This is a genomic window from Pandoraea captiosa (assembly GCF_902459775.1).
Taxonomy (GTDB): Bacteria; Pseudomonadota; Gammaproteobacteria; order Burkholderiales; family Burkholderiaceae; genus Pandoraea; species Pandoraea captiosa.
In genome coordinates, this window is the sequence record NZ_CABPSQ010000007.1 from 159265 (window position 1) to 177676 (window position 18412).

The 18412-nt window shown below is 59.3% G+C and carries 15 protein-coding genes and 1 tRNA gene; 15 read left to right on the forward strand and 1 reads right to left on the reverse strand.

The window, feature by feature from the left end:
* Window positions 1-62: 62 nt before the first annotated feature.
* Window positions 63-138: transfer RNA gene (locus PCA31118_RS18210), tRNA-Ala, on the forward strand.
* A gap of 115 nt (window positions 139-253) precedes the next feature.
* Here PCA31118_RS18210 and PCA31118_RS18215 read toward each other — a convergent pair.
* Complete coding sequence (locus PCA31118_RS18215) at window positions 254-1609, reverse strand: hypothetical protein (RefSeq protein WP_150626508.1); 1356 nt, start codon at window positions 1607-1609, stop codon at window positions 254-256.
* A 485-nt stretch (window positions 1610-2094) separates the two neighbouring features.
* On the opposite strand from PCA31118_RS18215, the gene PCA31118_RS18220 reads away from it, so the two are divergent.
* From PCA31118_RS18220 to wecB, 14 genes are all read left to right on the forward strand, one after another.
* On the forward strand, window positions 2095-3063 hold the full coding sequence (locus PCA31118_RS18220; RefSeq protein WP_246190302.1) for a UDP-glucose 4-epimerase family protein: 969 nt from the start codon (window positions 2095-2097) through the stop codon (window positions 3061-3063).
* A 62-nt stretch (window positions 3064-3125) separates the two neighbouring features.
* Entirely contained in the window at window positions 3126-3686 is a 561-nt protein-coding gene (locus tag PCA31118_RS18225; protein ID WP_150626509.1) for a sugar transferase, read from the forward strand.
* Between the two features lie 20 nt (window positions 3687-3706).
* Entirely contained in the window at window positions 3707-5647 is a 1941-nt protein-coding gene (locus tag PCA31118_RS18230) for a polysaccharide biosynthesis protein (protein ID WP_150626510.1), read from the forward strand.
* A 117-nt stretch (window positions 5648-5764) separates the two neighbouring features.
* A complete protein-coding gene (locus tag PCA31118_RS18235) occupies window positions 5765-7210 on the forward strand; it encodes a mannose-1-phosphate guanylyltransferase/mannose-6-phosphate isomerase (RefSeq protein ID WP_150626511.1) in 1446 nt (481 codons plus the stop codon).
* Window positions 7207-8298, forward strand: a complete 1092-nt coding sequence (gmd, locus tag PCA31118_RS18240) for a GDP-mannose 4,6-dehydratase (protein ID WP_150626512.1) — start codon at window positions 7207-7209, stop codon at window positions 8296-8298. The genes PCA31118_RS18235 and gmd overlap by 4 nt, the downstream gene beginning before the upstream one ends.
* Window positions 8299-8303: 5 nt before the next feature.
* Window positions 8304-9236 carry a GDP-L-fucose synthase family protein gene (locus PCA31118_RS18245; protein WP_150626513.1) on the forward strand — a complete coding sequence of 311 codons (933 nt, stop codon included), beginning with the start codon at window positions 8304-8306 and terminating at the stop codon, window positions 9234-9236.
* Window positions 9233-10399 (forward strand): DegT/DnrJ/EryC1/StrS family aminotransferase, encoded by a 1167-nt coding sequence (locus PCA31118_RS18250; protein WP_150626514.1) that lies wholly within the window; start codon window positions 9233-9235, stop codon window positions 10397-10399. The genes PCA31118_RS18245 and PCA31118_RS18250 overlap by 4 nt, the downstream gene beginning before the upstream one ends.
* Window positions 10400-10563: 164 nt before the next feature.
* Window positions 10564-11613, forward strand: a complete 1050-nt coding sequence (locus tag PCA31118_RS18255) for a glycosyltransferase family protein (protein ID WP_150626515.1) — start codon at window positions 10564-10566, stop codon at window positions 11611-11613.
* 14 nt (window positions 11614-11627) lie between these two features.
* A complete protein-coding gene (locus PCA31118_RS18260) occupies window positions 11628-12953 on the forward strand; it encodes an oligosaccharide flippase family protein (protein WP_150626516.1) in 1326 nt (441 codons plus the stop codon).
* Window positions 12954-12970: 17 nt separating this feature from the next.
* A complete protein-coding gene (locus tag PCA31118_RS18265) occupies window positions 12971-14119 on the forward strand; it encodes a glycosyltransferase (RefSeq protein ID WP_174990520.1) in 1149 nt (382 codons plus the stop codon).
* Window positions 14120-14125: 6 nt separating this feature from the next.
* Window positions 14126-15376: a glycosyltransferase family 4 protein gene (locus PCA31118_RS18270; protein ID WP_150626518.1), complete on the forward strand. Its 1251-nt coding sequence runs from the start codon at window positions 14126-14128 to the stop codon at window positions 15374-15376.
* 16 nt (window positions 15377-15392) lie between these two features.
* Window positions 15393-16247, forward strand: a complete 855-nt coding sequence (locus PCA31118_RS18275; protein ID WP_150626519.1) for a dTDP-4-dehydrorhamnose reductase family protein — start codon at window positions 15393-15395, stop codon at window positions 16245-16247.
* A 15-nt stretch (window positions 16248-16262) separates the two neighbouring features.
* Window positions 16263-17273, forward strand: a complete 1011-nt coding sequence (locus tag PCA31118_RS18280; protein WP_150626520.1) for a polysaccharide biosynthesis protein — start codon at window positions 16263-16265, stop codon at window positions 17271-17273.
* Complete coding sequence (gene wecB / locus PCA31118_RS18285) at window positions 17266-18396, forward strand: non-hydrolyzing UDP-N-acetylglucosamine 2-epimerase (protein ID WP_150626521.1); 1131 nt, start codon at window positions 17266-17268, stop codon at window positions 18394-18396. Before PCA31118_RS18280 ends, wecB begins: the two co-directional genes overlap by 8 nt.
* Window positions 18397-18412 lie beyond the last annotated feature (16 nt).

Here is an 18412-nt window from a genome sequence, read left to right on the forward strand (position 1 = left end):
CCGAGCAATTTTGTCGGCTGCTCGCCCCGCCGGCAAAAATCGATATAATCAAAGCTTCGTGTGGGGCGGTAGCTCAGCTGGGAGAGCGTCGCGTTCGCAATGCGAAGGTCGGGAGTTCGATCCTCCTCCGCTCCACCACTCAATATATGGGGCTCGCCGGTGCCCTTAAAAAAAACCTCGTCAGGACTACCCTGGCGAGGTTTTTTTGCTTTCTGTGTGGCAGGGTGTTCCACCGCGACGGCGGACCTTGCCGTTACGGTCGTTTGCTGTCCCATGCCGCCGGATAGTTGCATCCTTGGCACTTGGCTTGTGCGATCTGCTCGAGATGGAACGAGATACAGAACAGCAATGCCAGCACCCAGAAACGCAGCGCAACCGGCGGGCGTTCACATGCGAAGGTGAGCACGATCGCGATGAATACCGGTCCCAGCAACATGTAATCGTACAAATAGGGATGAATGGCAACGGCCTGCGGCCACAGCAGGCAGGTCATCACATACTGCGCAAACAGCAGCTGATAAAACAAGCTGACCCCTTCGAGCGCGGGGGGAGTCGCGTGCGAAGCGGCGCCAGCCCGTGAATCCCGGCGCTCGGTCAGACGGAAATACGCCAACTGTGTCAGCAGGAACAGAATCGGTACGGCAATGGTGGAAAACGGTCGCGGGAAATAGGGAGCCAGTACGGATTTCAGCAGGTTGTTGAAATACGTGGTGTCGCCATCCAGACCGGCGCGCGTTAGCCACCCACTATTGGACGACGTGAACCCGATCGCCTTCGACACGAGCGGCGACGGGAGGTAGAAGACGATACCAGCACCGATGGCCAGCGCTGCCAGACGGCACATCCGCGCGTCGAGACCCTCGTTGCGGCATGCGCACACCAACAGAGCGAGCCCCAGTACGGCAGCATAGATCGGACAAAACACGGCAAAAAGCACAATTCCTACGGCAAGCATGCCGGACCGCGCCGGACGCTTCCAGACAAAGAACGCGATCAGTGCCTGGAAGGCGAACACCAAAGGAAACGTATTGTCGACGTTGAATCTGGCCGAAGAGATCCAGAATCCGGGCATCGACAGCATGAACGCGACCGACAGGAGGACCAGCAGCCCCTTGCCGAACGACAGGCGCGTCTTGATCAACTGGGTCAGCAAAAAGAACGTCACGACTGCCAGCGAGACAATATTCGCGATGGCGCCGGTCACGCGCATCGGCAACGAATGCACGTGCATTTCCACCTTGTACAGAACGTACATGTAGAACAGGTAGGCTGTGGAGTGATTTGAATACGCAACCTTCTTTGCGAAGTCCTCCATCGAAATAAAGACGAGAAAACCGTGCTGCGAAAGGGGGTGCGAGTCCCAGATCGGGAAGGTGATGTCTCGCAAGCGTTCCGGAAGTCCCGCCGTTTGGCGTGCGGCTTCGCTGAAACCCAGGGTGTACGCCATGCCGATGGTGACGAGGACCGTCAGGAAGTACAGGCAGGAGAACAGCTTGTAATTTCTTATAAAAGTCATCTTTCCCGGTATTGACGATGCGTTGGGTGAGACCAATGCCCCGGTAAGCGCTCCAACGCGTCTTTCGCTGCCAAACACGGCAATACCAGGCAATTTTCCGCAAATCGGGCGCTAGTATAGTGCATCGACGCTTGCGCCTTTTCTCGTTCAGGGATCCTCGAAGCGGTATGGGACTCGCGTTCGCTCGCCGACGCTCGAAAGGTATATTCGCGCCGGAGTCGGAAAAATATCGATCGGCCCGGTCCTTGGTATATCAGTAGATCGTGCTACCGCGGTGCCGCCATCGGCCTGCGATGGCGAACGACCGTTTGCCGCGACCCCCGGGGGCGGTAATTTGTAACGAAATAATTCGGTCCGGGCCGTATCGGGTTCGCTCGGGCGCGCCACCAGGCAAAATGCGCTGAACCACGCTCCCGGATTAAATGCGTTACAAAATGAATCACCGATGTCTGCCCTGTTGCAATAACGTTGAGCAAATGCGTCCAATTTGCGCTAGAAGGCGGGGTCGAGCGCGTATAATCGCTCTCCTTGTCGTTTATTCATTGCTTTAAATTATGGTCGAGACGACGCCCGCCAAGATGATGACGACTAATGTTCTAGTCACCGGTGCGAGCGGACTGGTGGGCGGCGCGCTCCTGTCCCATCTGCGCGCCATGCCCAACGTTCGCGCATTGGGCGCGTATCGTACGAAACAGACGAACGGCGAATTTTCACGCGTTGTGGGAGACCTCGGTCCGGACACGAATTGGTCTGCAGCGCTGTCCGGCATCGACGTGGTCGTGCATTGCGCCGCGCGCGTGCACGTAATGAACGAAGCGGGAAACGACGTCGCCCTGGCGAAATTTCGGGATATCAACGTGGCGGGTACAGCGCGTCTTGCGCGGGAGTGCCTGCGTGCCGGCGTCCGACGCCTGGTCTTTGTCAGCTCGGTCAAGGTAAATGGCGAGAGCACGACCGCGCGAGCGCCGTATCGCTACGACGACCCCCCCGCGCCGCAAGATCCTTATGGCGTATCCAAATGGGAAGCCGAGGAAGGTCTTTGGGAAATTGCTCGGGACGGACTTGAGGTGGTCGTTGTGCGTCCGCCGTTAGTCTATGGGCCCGGCGTGAAGGCCAATTTTCTGCGCCTGATGCAGGCGGTGGCAAACGGTAGGGCGTTACCGTTCGGCGCGGTCAGAAACCGCCGCAGCATGGTGTACGTGGGCAATCTCGCCGACTTGCTGTCGACCTGTGCAACGCACCCGGCGGCCGCGGGTCAAACGTTCCTCGTCTCGGACGGCGCAGATCTGAGCACTGGGGACCTCGTCCGCGAGATTGCCAACGCGTTGGATTCACGCCCTCGTCTGATACGTGTGCCGCCGTCGCTGATGGATTGTGCCGCCGGGCTAATCGGCAAGAAGGCGACGGCGGATCGGGTATTGGGCTCGTTGCAGGTCGATATCGCTCACACCTCCGACACGCTCGGATGGCGTCCGCCGTTCTCGGTGCAAGAGGGCATGCGTGCGACGGTGAGCGCGTGGCGCTCCGGTGACTCAATTGCATCATGATCGTCGGACAGCGAGTCTGACGGTAGTGAAATCCCGCGCTGTGTTTGTTCCATACCAATCATATGAAGCGATTTTTCGATTTTTCGTTCGCGCTGGTCGCCGCTGTCGTCTTTCTCATTCCGATCGTAATCATTGCATTGGCAGTGAAGCTGACGTCGCCGGGGCCAGCCCTTTATTGGTCGGATCGCGTGGGCCGGGGCAATCGTATTTTCCGGATGCCCAAGTTCCGTTCGATGCGCGTTGATACGCCCGCGGTTGCGACTCACCTGCTTTCGGATCCGAAGTCCCATTTGACACCCATCGGCGGCTTTCTGCGCAAATCGAGTCTCGACGAGCTGCCCCAGATCTGGAGCATTTTGTGTGGTGACATGAGCCTCGTCGGACCTCGTCCGGCGTTGTTCAACCAACAGGACCTTATCGAATTGCGGACGCAATATGGGGTGCACGAATTGCGCCCCGGCCTGACAGGCTGGGCGCAGATCAACGGGCGCGACGAGTTGCCCATTCCCGTCAAGGTCAAGTTCGATACGGAATACGCGCAACGCAGAACTTTCCTGTTCGACCTGAAGATTCTGTTCAAGACGTTCGCGCGAGTGATGCGTCGTGACGGCGTGTCGCATTGATAGTGGAGGCCCGTGGAACCATGTTCAAGTTTGTGACCAATTTGTCGCGTACGGCAAAAAGCCTCGTGCTTCTGAGCATGGACGCAGTGCTGCTCCCATTTGCGCTATGGGCGGCCATCGGGTTACGTCTGGACGTCTGGCATTTTCCGCAAATGCACGCGTGGTGGGTCTATTTCCTAACCTCCGTGGTGGCGATTCCGATCTTCATTCGCATTGGGTTATATCGCGCCGTCATTCGCTACATTGAAGCCCGCGCGCTCGTGATCGTCGTTGTGGGAGTCACGATCGCAGTGGGATTGTTTGCTGCCGTGCTGGTATTTTTGACGCAACCGCCGGTGCCGCGCGGCGCGATGTTGATCTACTGGATGATGGCCATTCTTTTCATCGGGGGGAGTCGTTTCCTCGCACGCGCCTTACTCCAGAAGGTGACGCAACCCGAGGCGCGCCATACGCGTCACGCCGTTGCCATTTACGGTGCGGGCAGCTCGGGCAGGCAATTGGCCGTGGCGTTGCGCGCCGGGCGAGATTTTCAGCCGGTGGTCTTCGTTGACGACGCGCAGGCCTTGCACGGCATGGAGATTCTCGGCCTGAAGACCCATTCTCCGGACGATCTTCCCGCGCTGATCGAACGCTTCGCGATTCGGCAGGTATTGCTCGCCATACCATCGGTCAGCCGGGCGCGACGACTTGAGATCATCGACCGACTCGAATCCCTCAAGGTCGAAGTGCGTGTGATTCCGGGAATGTCCGATCTGGTCGACGGCGTAGTCAAGGCGGAGGACATTCGCGAGGTCGAAATCGACGATCTGCTCGGCCGCGACATCGTGCCGCCCAATGGCGCGTTACTCGACGCCAACATTCGTCACAAGTGCGTGATGGTGACCGGCGCCGGTGGCTCGATCGGCTCGGAACTCTGTCGTCAGATCGTCATGGTGCAGCCGCGCACGTTGGTGTTGTTCGAACAGTCGGAGTACGCGCTGTACTCCATCGAGCAGGAACTTGAGCAGGTCATTCGCTCCAAACACCTCGCGGTGCAACTGGTGCCGGTGCTAGGGTCGGTGCGCGACGAAACCCGCGTGCGACGGGTCATGGAGCGCTGCAATATTCAAACGGTTTATCACGCGGCGGCCTACAAGCATGTGCCGATTGTCGAGTTCAACCTGACCGAAGGGGTGTTGAACAATGCATTCGGCACATTGAGCACCGCGCGTGCGGCGATTGCCGCATCGGTCGAAACGATGGTGCTGATCTCGACGGATAAGGCCGTACGGCCGACAAACATTATGGGCGCGAGCAAGCGGTTCGCCGAGCTCACGCTTCAGGCATTCGCGAACGACAGCAACGTTCGTACCAAATTCTGCATGGTCCGTTTCGGCAACGTGCTGGGCTCCTCGGGGTCGGTCGTGCCGCTATTTCGCAAGCAGATCGTCGCCGGCGGGCCAGTCACCGTGACGCATCCCGACATTACCCGCTATTTCATGACGATCCCGGAGGCTGCGCAACTGGTCATCCAGGCCGGCGCAATGGGCAAGGGCGGCGAGGTGTTCGTGCTCGACATGGGCGAGCCCGTCAAGATCTGGGATTTGGCGCGCCGCATGATACACCTGAGCGGCTTCTCCGTACGAGATGAAAGCACACCGGACGGTGACATCGAGATCCGCTTCACTGGCCTGCGCCCGGGTGAGAAGCTTTATGAAGAATTGTTGATCGGTGAAGACGTCTCGGGGACGATGCATCCCAAGATCATGATGGCCACCGAGGATTTCTACACGCGCGAAGAGCTGTCACCCATCATTGATCGCCTCGCGCGCGCATGCGAGCGCAACGACCACGACGCGATCGTGACGATATTGCGCGAGTGCGTGTCGGGCTTCCGAATGGTGACCAAAATTCAGGACCACCTATATGGTCGGCCATCGGGCCTCACCGGTGGCCCGGATCATCCGACGGTCGTTCATTGAGCGGCTGCGGTTCGAATCCACCCATGAGTTACCATAACCGGTTTCCCGTGTTGGCCGGTGTGGCAAATACGCGCACGAGGCGTGTTTTCGTCAGACAGCTTCTCGACCCAATTCGATATGAATAGCCTGATATTGCCAGTGGTACTGTCCGGCGGTGCCGGAACGCGGCTCTGGCCACTGTCCCGCAAGGCCCTGCCGAAGCAGTTCGTGCCGCTGATTCCGTCCAGCGACGCAACGCGGACGAGCCTTCTCGTGACGACGCTTTCTCGCGCAAAGGCGCTCAGCGAAGATGTCATGGTGGTGGCATCGGACGAGCATAGATTTCTGGTTCAGGAGGCCGTAGACGCCGCAGGCGTCAATGCAACGACCCTTCTTGAGCCGATCGGACGCGATACGGCAGCCGCCATTGCGGTCGCCGCGTTGAACGCCGAACCGGCGCAGGTGCTTCTTTTCATGCCGGCGGATCACCATATCCCCGACGTTCAGGCATTTGCCCGTGCCATGAACAAGGGCGTGGAAGCGGCACGCAACGGTTTCGTCGTCACGTTCGGCGTGGTGCCGAGCCATCCGAGCACTGCCTACGGGTATATCCAGCGAGGTGACGCGTTGCCCGGCGATGTGGCGAGCGTCAGCCGGTTTATCGAAAAGCCGCCGCTCGCCGACGCGCAGAACATGCTTCTGCAGGGCGGCTTCTTCTGGAATGCGGGCATCTTCATGGTGAAGGCTTCGGTCATGATCGAAGCGCTTGGCCGATTCGAACCCGACGTGCTTGCAGCATGCCGAAACGCGGTCGCTTCGCAGAAAACGGATCGCAATTTCGTTCGTTTGGGAAAGGACGAGTTCGCGGCATGTCCGCGCATCAGCATCGACTACGCGGTGCTCGAGCGCCATGATCGCGTCGCCGTCGTGCCGTTCGAGGGGCAATGGAGCGATGTCGGCAGCTGGCGTGAAGTCGCTCGCCTGACCGAAGCCGATGCGGATGGTAATCGGTTTACCGGCGAAGTCGTCGGCATCGGGGCCACGAACACTTTCGTGCACGCGCCGTCGCGCCCCGTCGTCGCACTCGGCACGGATGGATTGCTGATCGTCGATACCAAAGATGCGCTGCTCGTGGCTCACGAGAGCCACAGCGAGCAGGTCAAGCAGGCCGTAGCGCAACTTGAGCAGATGGGGGTGCCCCAGGCTGTCCAACACCGGCACGTGGCGCGTCCGTGGGGCAGTTACGACAGCGTGGATATGGGGCCGCGCTTCCAGGTCAAGCGCATTACGGTCAAACCTGGCGCCGCCCTCAGTCTTCAGATGCATCATCATCGCGCCGAACACTGGATCGTGGTCTCCGGCACGGCGAAGGTCACGCGGGGCAAGGAGACGTTCCTGCTCACGGAGAACCAGTCGACCTACATTCCGCTCGGCGAGACGCATCGGTTGGAGAACTGTGGCAAGACGCCCCTGGAGATCATTGAAGTACAGTCCGGAAGTTATCTCGGCGAAGACGATATCGTTCGCTTCGACGATAACTACGATCGCGAAACCATTAATTTGACGGGTAGTGATAATTCATGAACGACCGAAAAGTAGCTCTGATCACCGGCGTTACCGGACAGGATGGCGCATACCTTGCCGAGTTTCTTCTGGGCAAGGGATATGAAGTACATGGCATCAAGCGCCGTACGTCGCTGTTCAATACCGATCGTATCGATCACCTCTTCCACGATCCGCACGAGACGGATGTGAAGTTCCATCTGCACCATGGCGACATGACGGATTCGTCGTCGCTGGTGCGCATCATCCAGCAAGTTCAGCCCGACGAAATTTATAACCTCGCCGCGCAAAGTCATGTTGCCGTGAGCTTTGAGGAGCCGGAATATACCGCCAACAGCGACGGTCTCGGCGCACTGCGTATCCTCGAAGCCATCCGGATTCTGGGCCTCGAGAAGAAGACCCGCTTCTATCAGGCTTCGACGTCCGAACTGTACGGCCTCGTGCAGGAAACACCGCAAAAGGAAAGCACGCCGTTTTACCCGCGCAGCCCGTATGCGGTGGCAAAGCTGTATGCCTACTGGATCACGGTGAACTATCGCGAAGCGTATGGCATGTACGCCTGTAACGGCATATTGTTCAACCACGAATCGCCGATTCGGGGCGAGACGTTCGTGACCCGCAAGATCACGCGTGCGCTCGCCCGAATCAAGCTCGGCATGCAGCCGCGCCTGTATCTGGGCAATCTCGACGCACTGCGCGATTGGGGGCACGCCCGCGACTACGTCGAAATGCAATGGCTGATGCTCCAGCAGGAAAAGCCAGAGGATTTCGTTATCGCGACTGGCGTACAGTACAGCGTTCGTCAATTCGTCGATGCCGCGGCCAAGGAGCTTGGCATGTCCGTGACGTGGAAGGGCACGGGCGTGGAAGAAAAGGGCTACGACGAAAACGGCAACTGCATCGTCGAAGTCGATCCGCGCTATTTCCGCCCCACCGAAGTGGAGACCCTGCTAGGAGACGCTTCCAAGGCCAAGCGACTGCTGGGTTGGACGCCGAAGGTCTCGTTCGATGAACTGGTCGCTGAAATGGCACGTGTCGACCTCGTGCAGGCCGAGTTCGACCTGAAGGTCAAGGCGCACGGCCACAAGGCGCTGCGTAACCAGAACTGATCGACATGGCCAAAGGACGCATCCTTCTCACCGGCGCACGGGGCATGGTGGGCAGAAATCTGCTCGATCACCCCGCAGCATCCGAGTGGGAATTCATCGCACCGGCAAGCGCCGAACTGGATCTCACCGATTTCGACGCCGTGTCGAAATTCATGCGCGAGGCGCGCCCGGACGTCGTTGTGCACGCGGCAGGTCGCGTGGGCGGCATTCAGGCGAACATTGCCAACCCGGTCGATTTCTTCTGGATCAACACGGTGTTGGGGCGCAATGTCGTGATCGCCGCGCGTGATGCCGGCGTCAAGCGACTGCTCAACCTTGGCAGCTCGTGCATGTATCCGCGCAATGCGCCGAACCCGCTGGCAGAGCCACAAATTCTCCAGGGGGAACTCGAACCGACGAATGAAGGGTATGCGCTGGCAAAAATCGCCACACAGCGGCTGTGTGCCTACGTGCATCAGGAAGACGCGTCGTTCGACTACAAGACCTTCGTTCCGTGCAATCTGTACGGTCCCTACGACAAATTCGATCCTGCAAAGTCGCACCTGATTCCCGCCATCATCCATAAGGTGCACATGGCCAAGGCGCAGGGCGATAGCGAGATCGAGATCTGGGGCGACGGTACCGCTCGGCGCGAGTTCATGTATGCAGGCGATCTGGCGGACAGCATCATGATGGCCGTCGAGAAATGGGAAGATACGCCCGCGCTTTTGAATATCGGGGTGGGCGCCGATCACTCGGTCAACGATTACTACGCGAGCGTGGCGCGCGTGATCGGCTGGCAAGGAACGTTCGTTCACGACCTGAGCCGACCGGCCGGGATGAAGCAAAAACTGCTGGACGTTACGCGTCAGACGGCGTGGGGCTGGCAGCCTAAGGTGAGTCTGGACGAAGGTATCGCCAGAACGTACGAGTTTTATTTGCGCAAGGGGCTCGCATGAAGTTCAAGTTTCCGTTGGCTACGACAACCTGGGATCAGGCGGAATATGCCGCAATGCAGGCGGTCATCGAATCGGGCATGTTCACAATGGGCCCGAAGGTTGCCGAGTTCGAAAAGCGCTTTGCGGAGTACCAAGGCAGCAAGTACGCCGTGATGGTGAATTCGGGGTCGTCGGCCAATCTGATCATGGTGGCGGCGTTGATGTACACGCGCGACCAGGCGCTGAAATTGTCGCCCGGCGACGAGGTCATCGTGCCGGCCGTGTCGTGGAGCACGACGTACTATCCGCTGTACCAGTATGGGCTGTCGATCAAGTTCGTCGACATCGATCTGAATACGTTGAATTACGATCTCGATGCGCTGGCTGGTGCCATCACCGATCGCACGCGCGCGATCATGGCCGTCAACCTGCTGGGTAACCCCAACGATTTCGCTGCCATTCGTCGCCTGATCGGCGAGCGCAACATCGTGCTGATGGAAGACAACTGCGAATCGATGGGCGCCGAATTTGAAGGCCGCAAAGCCGGCTCGTTCGGTGTCATGGGTACGTTCAGTTCTTTCTTCTCGCACCACATCTCGACGATGGAAGGCGGGCTCATCGTAACGGACAACGAAGAGCTGTATCACATTCTGCTTTCGTTGCGCGCGCACGGCTGGACACGAAACCTGCCCAAGCACAATCACGTTTGTGGCGAGAAGAGTGACGATCCGTTCAAGGAGTCGTTTCGCTTCGTGTTGCCGGGCTTCAATCTGCGGCCATTGGAAATGTCTGGTGCCATCGGCATCGAGCAGGTGCGCAAGCTGCCGGAGCTCATTTCGCTGCGCCGCGTGAACGGCGCGCACTTTCAGGAAGCGATGAGTCATCATCCGGACCTGCTGATTCAGCGCGAAACCGGTGCGAGCAGCTGGTTCGGCTTCAGCCTCGTGATTCGTCCGGGTTCGTCGCTCACACGCGAGAAGTTGCTGACGCGCCTGAACGATCTCGGCTTCGAAAGCCGTCCGATCGTCACGGGGAATTTCGCCAAGAACGAAGTGATCAAGTATTTCGACTACTCGATTCACGGACAACTGTCGAACGCGGACCATATCGACGCCAACGGCGTGTTCGTCGGCAATCATCACTACTCCATTCGCGAAGCCATCGACACTTTGCGAACGATCTGAGCCTGAGAGCCACGCACAAAACGTGCGTTGGCTGCCCCAGACGTCGGGATGCCGCGCGAGAACTCTCGCACGGCATCGTCGTTTGGTATCGCCCCGTTGGGCCGGTCGTGTGGCAAGGCCCGCTCCGGTGACGGCAGATCGTTGAATTCGGAACCGGGATCAAGATGCGCATTATCTATTCATTCAATAAACGCGGCTGGGAGGCTGACTACTGGCAGCGTGAAATCAGTGCGGCTTCGACGGACGACATCCAGTTCATTCCGTTCAATCACGAGCCGTACCAGAGCCCGTCCACGTATGTGCGCGCGCAGCTCCTCGACAACCTCTACTACCAGCGCAACGACGGCCTCATGCGCATGTATGCGGATGTCCGTGAGCTTATTCGCACGCATCGGGCTGATGTTCTGCTGGTAGACAACTGCCCGCCGTATCATCCGGAGTTTCTGCGCACGCTCGACATCTACAAGGCCCTGCGCATTTGCGACGGTCCGACGGCCGCCTACGATCGCGATTTCGCGTACGTCCACGCGTACGATCACATGCTCTATCACAGCCCAGCTTACAGCCGCGATCTGACGATGCCGGAGAAACTGGCCTATTGTGGCGCGAAGCGCACGACGTTCTGGCCGCTGGCGCTGTTCGATGCGCTCTGCGATCCGACGTTGACGGAGGAGCAGGTCTTCTCGCGCGATCGTGACCTTGACGTCATATTCGTTGGTGCGCTCTATGTCGACAAGATGCCGCTGCTTGGCGCGGTCAAGAAAGCCTTCGGGCGCCGCTTCAAGATCTATGGCCTCGCCAACTGGAAGCGCAACGCGTACTTCAACGTGAAGTATGGGTTCCCCGGTTGGGTGAAGCCGATCGCGTTCGATCAGTATGTGCCGCTATATCTGCGTTCCAAGATCGGCATCAACTCGCACTTGCGCGGCAAGTACACCGTGGGCAGCTACCGAATGTTCGATCTTCCGGGTAACGGTGTCATGCAAATCACTGACGGGTCGGAGTTCGTCAAGGACTTCTACGTTCCCGGCAAGGAAACGCAGACTTATGAGAACCACGACGAGCTGATCGAAAAGATCGACTACTACCTGACGCATCCGGCGGAGCGTGAGGCGATGGCGCGTGAAGGTTACCGTCGGGTGATGAACGGTCATCGCATTTCGCAGCGTCTTCAGCAACTGCGCGATGTTTTCGCGCCGGCGCTCGGCCGCTAAGGAGACGATGCGCCGTGGCAATACTGAGCACGTTCAGGAAATACCTGTTTCGCGATCTCGTCTGGAGCATCTTGGCGGCGGTCTCGATGCAAGGATCTGTGCTGGTTTCCGGCATGCTCGCTGCACGTGTGCTCGGGCTTCCAGTCTTTGGTAAGTATGCGTTGCTCGTCACGACCGTGACGACGGCGGCCGCCATCGCGCAAAGCGGTGCCGGATCGGTCGTCGCGAAATTTGTGGCGGAGTATCGGGTATCCGATCCGGAGCGCATCGGGACTGTACTCTGGTTTTGCCGACGCGTGACCGTTGTCATGGGACTCATCGCCGTTGCTGCACTGCTGTTTGGTGCACCGGTATTTGCAAACTCGGTCTTCAAGCAGCCCGATCTGGAGCCGGTCATCCGGCTCGTGGCGCCTGCCATCTTCTTTCAGGTGATGGTGACGTATCAGCAAGGGGCGCTGCAAGGATTTGCCGCATTCAAGGCATTGGGGCGAATCAGCACCGTGTCCGGTCTGGCGTTTCTGGTGCTCCCTCCGCTTGGCGCGAAGCTCGGCGGCCTGGACGGTGCCGCATTTGGCTTCGTGATAGCAAGTCTGGCGCGGGCGGTGTTTTTCTACGCTGCGCTGCGTACCACGGCGCGAGACATGCTCGTCGGTGTTGCGCTAACAGTACGACGTGACGACATCGGACGCTTGCTTCACTTCGGTATTCCTGCCGGCCTGTCGAGCTTGGTGACGCTGCCGTGCATCTGGCTGGTCAGCGTCTTTCTGGCACGCGCACCGAACGGCCTGGAGATGGTGGCCATCTTTTCCGTGGCCACGCAATTGCGCATGGCGACGCTTCAGTTGCCCACCTTGCTCAACGGCGTGACGCTCTCGGTTATGAATACCCTGTTCGGGCAACGCTCGGCGCAGGAGTTCCGCAACGTCTTTCGCACCACACTCATCGCCAACGGTGTGTTTTCGATACTGGTCGTCGGGGTATTGGTGATGTGTTCCTCGTGGATTCTGGGGCTCTATGGCCACCGGTTCTCCGACGGACGCGAGACGCTCATCTTGCTGTTGCTTTCGGTAATTCCCGAAATACTGGCGGCGACCGTATATCACGTGATCAATACATTTGGCCGGATGTGGATGTCGTTGTTCTTCATCATCACCCCCGTGAATCTGTCGTACATGCTGATCGCCGCCTGGCTCATCCCGACGATGGGTGCGCAGGGCGCGGCGCTGGCTTACGTCGTCGCGCAGGTCCTGAATCTGATCACGACGGTCGCGATCGCCATGCTGGCCGCACGCGATCGTGTTTTACAAGATCGTCATCCGGGAGGCGCGGCGAACGGATGACATCGGATAACGTCGATATGAAACGGAGCACGACTGTCACGCGGGTATTGCATCTGATCCCTTCGTTCGGATCGGGTGGGGCAGAGCGCCAACTGTCGCTGCTGGCGCCCGAACTGGCGCGTCAGGGCGTGGAATGCCACGTCGGCTACTTTTCCGAAGGGCCGAACCTTGATCGGCTGCGCAATCAGCCCGGTGTCACGCTGCACCGGTTGGCGGCCAGCAGTACACATGATCCCGCGATGTTTCTGCGCGTGCTGCGTCTGATCCGGCGGGTGCGTCCCCAACTCGTTCAGACCTGGGTAATCCAGATGGATGTGGTAGGCGGCGCCATGGCCTATCTGGCGGGCGTGCCCTATATCGTCAGTGAACGGTCTGCAGCCCAGTTATACCAGCGAGGGTGGAAGTCTCGCGTACGTGCGTGGCTCGGTCGCCGAGCCGCGGCGGTCATCGCCAATTCGCAAGGTGGCATCGACTACTGGCATACCGAGCTCGACCACACGGTGCGGACGTACGTGATTCGCAATTGCGTCACGCCGACCGTGCCCGGATTGGTTTGGGCCGGGTCGAGTCGCCGCCACGAGGTCGGTGCCCGCGTGCTGTTTGCGGGACGCCTGAGCGACGAGAAGAATGTGGACAGGTTGATCGAGGCACTAATTCGTGTCGTCGCCGCGCGCGCCGACGTGCGGGTCGATATGTTCGGGGAGGGCCCGCTACGCGAACGGCTGCAAACGCGTATCGATGCCGCAGGGTTTGCAAAGCGGATCGTGATGCATGGGTTTTCGACGAATCTGGCGGCAGAGATGGCTCGCGCCGATATCGCCATTTCGGTGAGCAGCTTCGAAGGCAATCCCAACGTCGTACTCGAAGCGGCAGCGATCGGGTGCCCGCTCGTCATATCGGATATTCCAGCGCATCGCGAATTCCTCGGAGGCGACGACGCGTGGTATGTCGATCACACTGACGTGACGAGCATCGAAGCCGGCCTGAGCGCGGCGCTTGGCGATATGGACAGAAGTGCAGCCAAAGCGGCGAGCGCAGCATCGAAGCTCAAGGGCGCCAGTGTAGAGGCGCTAGGCGCGCGTTACCGGGCGGCCTATGAGGAAGTCCTGTCGACAGGGCCTGCGGGCCATGGCGCCGCATTGGCCGATGAACGCCACCATAACTGACGACATATGCGCCTACTGGTAGTGACTCAATATTTTCATCCGGAAGAATTTCCGATCAACCACGTATGCGAGGCGCTGGCCGCTCGCGTAACGTCGGTGACGGTGCTCACGGGGCAGCCGAACTACCCTGGCGGAACCGTTTTCGAGGGGTTTCGCGCGGCCGGATTCGGCGACCAGACCCTTGGCAAGGTGTCGGTCCTGCGGGTGCCGTTGATGCCGCGGGGCAAGGGCGGCGGCTTGCGCCTGATGCTCAACTACCTGTCCTTCATTGCGTCGGCCAGTCTGTTCGGGCCGTTCCGCCTGCGAGGCCAGTCGTTCGACGCCGTTCTTGTCTATGCGCCGTCGCCGCTGCTTCAGGCGATTCCCGCTGTTTTCATTAAATGGCTCAAACGCGCGCCGCTGGCGGTGTGGGTGCAGGATTTATGGCCTGAGAGCCTTAGCGCAACCGGGTTCGTAAAGAACCGGACGATTCTCAGCGCAGTCGAGCGGTGCGTTCGCTGGATTTATCGCCACACGGATCTGGTGCTTGCGCAATCCGAGGAATTTGTGACGGGCATTGCGCGCTACGCGCCTGGGCGTCCGATCGAGGTGCACTACAATTCGGTAGCGCCGTCGCTGATCGCAAATCCCCAGGCCGATGTCGGGGAATGCCCTGTGCCGGCGCTGACGGAACCGACGTTCAACGTGGTGTTTGCCGGCAATCTCGGCAAGGCGCAGGGGCTTGATGTCGTGCTCGATGCTGCGGCGCGGCTCAGGGACAACGCGGCGATTCGTATTTTCCTGATCGGGTCTGGCTCCGATAGCGAGCGACTGGCTACTCGTATTCGCGACGAAGGCCTGACGAACGTCGTGATGCCGGGCCGCTTCCCGTACCAGTCGATGCCGGCGATTTTTCAGCATGCGGATGCATTGCTCGTCGTATTGCGCAGTGATCCTGTGCTGGACCTGACGATCCCAAGCAAATTGGGCGTCTATCTGGCAACGGGCCGTCCGATCATTGCGTCGCTCAATGGGGCGGGGGCCAGAGTTGTGGCCGAGTCCGGTGGCGGTATGGTGTGCGCCGCCCAGGACGCAGGCGGTCTGGAAAAGGCCATATCGGACATGGCCGCCATGGCGCCGGAGGAGCGCACACAAATGGGAGTGCGAGGCCGCGATTACTATGCGCGTCGCTTCGAGGCGGGCAAACTCGCGGACGATCTGAGCGCCCGCCTGAACAAATTGTCGGCGGACCATCGTGTTCGTGGCCCCGGAAAGTGAAGCAACGAGGATAACGATGAAAGTACTGGTATTGGGCGCGTCGGGTATGCTGGGCAGTGCGGTGCTGCGATTGGCAAACACGTGGCCGGACGTCGAGGCTTGGGGAACGCTGCGAGGCGCAGGTGCAAAGCGCTATTTCGATACGGGGCTGCACGACCGGTTGCTTACCGGCGTGGATGCTGATCAGCCGGATACGCTGACCGAAGCGCTGGCCCAGGTTCGTCCCGATCTCGTGGTCAATTGCGTGGGCCTCATCAAGCAACTTGGCAACGCCAAGGATCCGCTCGCGGCCATTCCGCTGAACGCGGTGTTGCCGCATCGTCTCGCACGTTTGTGCGAGCTTGCCGGTGCGCGTCTGGTCCATGTCAGCACGGATTGTGTCTTTTCCGGGAGCAAGGGCGGGTACGTCGAATCCGATCTTCCCGATGCAACCGACGTCTATGGGCGAACCAAGTTGTTGGGCGAAGTCGACTATCCGCACGCCATCACGTTGCGCACGTCGATCATCGGACGCGAATTGAGCGGTGCGAACGCGCTGGTCGATTGGTTCCTCTCGCAGACGGGGCCTGTCCGCGGATTCCGGCGTGCCGTGTTTTCCGGCCTGCCGACGGTTGAGCTGGCCCGCGTGATTCTTGAGTACGTCGCGCCTCGTCCCGAGTTGCATGGCCTTTACCACGTGTCGGCGGCGCCGATCAACAAGTTCGACCTGCTGACGTTGGTCGGGAAGGCGTTCGGCAAGGACGTCGAAATCAACCCTGATGATGCGTTCATGATCGACCGTTCCCTTTGCAGCACCCGCTTCTCGGATGCGACCGGTTACGTAGCGCCAGATTGGCCGACGCTAATTGAGCGCTTGCACACATTTGGATAATTGAAGGAATCGAGCATGTTCGACGATAAGGTTTTAATGATTACGGGCGGCACCGGGTCGTTCGGCAACGCGGTTCTGAACCGTTTCCTGAGCAGCGGCGTTCGGGAAATCCGTATCTTCAGCCGTGACGAAAAGAAGCAGGAAGATATGCGCATCGCGCTTGCGCATCCCAAACTCAAGTTCTACATCGGTGATGTGCGTAACCGCGATGCAGTGCGAGGTGCGATGAAAGGCGTCGACTATGTCTTTCACGCGGCCGCCCTCAAGCAAGTGCCATCGTGCGAGTTTTATCCGATGGAGGCCGTTCAGACCAACGTGCTTGGCGCCGAAAACGTGCTCGACGCGGCGTCGTCCTGCGGCGTGTCTCGCGTTGTAATGCTAAGCACGGACAAGGCCGTCTATCCGATCAATGCCATGGGGCTTTCGAAGGCGATGATGGAAAAAGTCACCGTCGCCCGATCACGACTTCAGCAAGAAGGCGATACCGTGATGTGCTCGACACGCTATGGCAACGTCATGGCATCGCGCGGTTCGGTCATTCCGCTGTTCATCGGACAGATCAAGGAAGGAAAGGACCTGACCGTGACTGACCCGACGATGACGCGCTTTCTGATGTCGCTGGACGAGTCGGTGGATCTCGTGCTGCACGCCTTCGAGCACGGTGAGCAAGGCGATATCTTTGTACAGAAGGCCCCGGCGTGCACTGTGGCGGTTTTGGCTCAGGCGTTGATCGAACTCTTCAATAGCAAGTCGAAGATCCGGGAGATCGGGACTCGTCATGGCGAAAAGCTTTATGAGTCCCTCGTTTCACGCGAAGAGATGGCGCGCGTCGACGACATGGGCCGTTACTTCCGCGTGCCTGCGGACAACCGCGACCTGAACTACAACAAGTACTTTGTGCAGGGAGAAACGCGCATTTCGGCGTCCGAGGACTACACCTCGCACAACACGGAGCGTCTGGACGTGGAGGCCGTGAAGAAGCTGCTGTTGACGCTTGAATACGTCCGGGAGCAACTGAATGCGTAAAGTCATGACGCTCGTGGGAACGCGTCCCGAGCTAATCAAGATGAGTCGGGTCATCGCCCAGCTCGAGAAACACACCCAACACGTGCTGGTACACACGGGTCAGAACTTCGACTACGAACTCAACCAGGTATTTTTCGACGATCTCGGTATTCGCAAGCCGGACTATTTCCTGGACGCAGCGGGAACGAACGCCGCCGAAACCATTGCCAGGGTCATTGAACGTTCGGACGAGGTGTTCGAGAAGGAGCGCCCGGATGCCTTGATGTTGTACGGCGATACGAACTCCTGTCTTGCCGTCATTTCCGCCAAGCGTCGCAAGATTCCCGTCTTTCATATGGAGGCCGGCAATCGCTGTTTCGATCAGCGCGTTCCGGAAGAGCTGAATCGCAAGGTGCTCGATCACCTGTCGGATATCAACATGGTGCTGACCGAGCACGCCCGCCGGTATCTGCTTGCGGAGGGAATCCGCCCCGAGACGATCATCAAGACCGGTTCGCACATGCGCGAAGTGCTTGATCACTATGCCGATGCGTTCGAAGCGTCCGACGTGTTGGCACGTCAGCAGCTCAAACCGCGGCAGTACGTGTTGGTGAGCGCCCATCGCGAAGAAAATGTGGATTCTCCCGAAGCGTTGCACGATCTGCTCGATACGCTCGAAGCGATTGTTCAGACGTACGGCATGCCGGTGCTCGTTTCCACGCACCCACGCACGCGCAAGCGCCTGGATGCGCTCGGTCGTGCGTTGCCGGAAACCGGCGTGACGTTTTCCAAGCCGTTCGGATTCATCGACTACATCAAGCTTCAGAAAGAGGCGTTTTGCATTCTCTCCGATAGTGGCACGATCACCGAGGAAGCGTCATTGCTCAACCTGCCCGCAGTGACGATTCGTAATGCACACGAACGTCCGGAAGGGATGGACGTCGGCACGTTGATCATGTCGGGATTGCGCCGTGAGCCGGTGCTGGATGCGATGCGCGCAGTGACCGAGAATTTCGATCCGAATGTGCGTCATACGTTGGCTGTGCCGGATTACGAGAATCCGTTCGTTTCGACGCAAGTGCTTCGAGTGGTGTTGAGCTACATCGATTACGTCAACCGTACGGTCTGGCATAAGGAGGCGTAAGGCCTCGCCACTGTAT

Coding starts and splice junctions, on each gene's coding strand:
- gmd (WP_150626512.1), top strand. CDS start 7,207: ATGAACGACCGAAAAGTAGCTCTGATCACCGGCGTTACCGGACAGGAT.
- PCA31118_RS18255 (WP_150626515.1), top strand. CDS start 10,564: ATGCGCATTATCTATTCATTCAATAAACGCGGCTGGGAGGCTGACTAC.
- PCA31118_RS18280 (WP_150626520.1), top strand. CDS start 16,263: ATGTTCGACGATAAGGTTTTAATGATTACGGGCGGCACCGGGTCGTTC.
- wecB (WP_150626521.1), top strand. CDS start 17,266: ATGCGTAAAGTCATGACGCTCGTGGGAACGCGTCCCGAGCTAATCAAG.
- PCA31118_RS18235 (WP_150626511.1), top strand. CDS start 5,765: ATGAATAGCCTGATATTGCCAGTGGTACTGTCCGGCGGTGCCGGAACG.
- PCA31118_RS18225 (WP_150626509.1), top strand. CDS start 3,126: ATGAAGCGATTTTTCGATTTTTCGTTCGCGCTGGTCGCCGCTGTCGTC.
- PCA31118_RS18265 (WP_174990520.1), top strand. CDS start 12,971: ATGAAACGGAGCACGACTGTCACGCGGGTATTGCATCTGATCCCTTCG.
- PCA31118_RS18270 (WP_150626518.1), top strand. CDS start 14,126: ATGCGCCTACTGGTAGTGACTCAATATTTTCATCCGGAAGAATTTCCG.
- PCA31118_RS18275 (WP_150626519.1), top strand. CDS start 15,393: ATGAAAGTACTGGTATTGGGCGCGTCGGGTATGCTGGGCAGTGCGGTG.
- PCA31118_RS18245 (WP_150626513.1), top strand. CDS start 8,304: ATGGCCAAAGGACGCATCCTTCTCACCGGCGCACGGGGCATGGTGGGC.
- PCA31118_RS18250 (WP_150626514.1), top strand. CDS start 9,233: ATGAAGTTCAAGTTTCCGTTGGCTACGACAACCTGGGATCAGGCGGAA.
- PCA31118_RS18220 (WP_246190302.1), top strand. CDS start 2,095: ATGATGACGACTAATGTTCTAGTCACCGGTGCGAGCGGACTGGTGGGC.
- PCA31118_RS18230 (WP_150626510.1), top strand. CDS start 3,707: ATGTTCAAGTTTGTGACCAATTTGTCGCGTACGGCAAAAAGCCTCGTG.